Source organism: Roseateles sp. GW823-FHT07B05, assembly GCF_058794515.1.
The window spans coordinates 1-1,280 of sequence record NZ_JBXAGX010000040.1; the positions used below are offsets into that span (position 1 = coordinate 1).

Annotated in this window: 2 protein-coding genes; one reads left to right on the forward strand and one right to left on the reverse strand. The window is 62.2% G+C overall.

The genetic code is table 11. The features are described from left to right. The first annotated feature begins 57 nt into the window (after nucleotides 1-57). Nucleotides 58-720, forward strand: a complete 663-nt coding sequence (locus tag AC1Q7O_RS27550; protein ID WP_492662638.1) for a hypothetical protein — start codon at nucleotides 58-60, stop codon at nucleotides 718-720. Here the strand turns inward: AC1Q7O_RS27550 and AC1Q7O_RS27555 are convergent. Further along, nucleotides 717-1,280, reverse strand: a 564-nt coding sequence (locus AC1Q7O_RS27555) for a GDSL-type esterase/lipase family protein (RefSeq protein ID WP_492662637.1), incomplete at its 5' end; no start/stop codon positions are given. The genes AC1Q7O_RS27550 and AC1Q7O_RS27555 overlap by 4 nt on opposite strands.

Genomic DNA, 1,280 nt, shown 5'->3' on the forward strand with positions numbered 1-1,280 from the left:
ACCGGCAGGGGATTGGGATCAGGCTGTCACACTCGCACACAACGGGAGGCGGCGACCATGACCAAGAAGTCGCGGGATGAGTTCAAGTACGTAAAGACGCATAACGAACTGCTGGAGACGCTCGTTCAGAAGTTCGATGCCTTGCAGACCCACGGCGCGTCTTTCGATGCCGGCAAGACTTGGCAGGCTCTCACGCTCGCAGGCGAAGTTCAGATGCTGGTGGGAGATGGGACGAAGCAGTCGCTGCTGAGGCTGCTGGGAATCCAGAAGACCCTTCGGTACCCCGACACGGCCAGGTCGGCCGTGTTTGAACAGGAGGGTTGGATTGGCTCTGGGCCCATGACCGCAATTCTGCTCAACGAAAACCATCCACGCTGCGTGCCCCATTGCTTCTTTACAAGCAAACCGCCTTGGCTCAGGCTTGTCGACTTCCGCATCTGGTGGAAGGGCGATGTGCTGGAGACGAGCCACGGAAAACGCATCAGCCGTGAGCGACTCACGCGCGTGATGCGGAACAAGGAAGGCGGAGGACATGTCGACGGCGAGATTGACGACGCCGACTATCAGGCCGTGAAGACGGACTATGACCCGCAGGTTCGCATATCCTCGCCAGCAGGTCCGAAGCCACTGCAGGAAGTGCACTTCGCCACCATGCGACAGATCGCATGGGAGCTTGAGCAAGCGCTCCAGCCGGTGATTGCTTCGCTTGGCGAGCATTAGCGCGTCAGCAGGGATGGTGACAGCAACGCGTCGGCCACGAGGCGGGCCTCAGCCGTGAAGCCTGCGGCCGTGCGGTGAACAAAGTCAACGTACCAGCCGTAGCCGTTCTGTGTGTTCCAGTCAGCCATTGCGGCCGCCAGGTCCATATAGGCCACGTTGCCGCCTGCCAGGCCCTTCGCCGCTGCCGCGTATTCGGCGTAGAGCCGCGCCTTGTTGTCGGCGGAGGACGTGGCCGGGTCGGTCAGCAGCAGGATTCCCTTCGTCGCCGGGTTCGCCTGAGCCGCCGTGATGAGCGTTTGCAGGTTCGTCGCGAAGGTCTCGGGCGGCATGGAATCCGTGACCTGCCGGTTCCAGTCGTTGTACGAGAACCGGATGATCTGGAGCGCGGACGGCAGCGTCTTGAAGCTGGTGCGAATCTCACGCTCCTGCCGAACGGCCCAGTTCGCTGCCGTCGTGCCGCCAACGCCGAAGCGCGCCGTGCAGATGCCAGCCGCGTTTTTCAGCAGAGCGCCGGGGACCATTGCGCTCGCCGAGATCCAGGAGATAACGACCGTATGAGC

What these genes read in the sequence shown, in the direction of transcription:
- AC1Q7O_RS27550 (WP_492662638.1), top strand. Translation starts at nt 58, where the DNA reads ATGACCAAGAAGTCGCGGGATGAGTTCAAGTACGTAAAGACGCATAAC.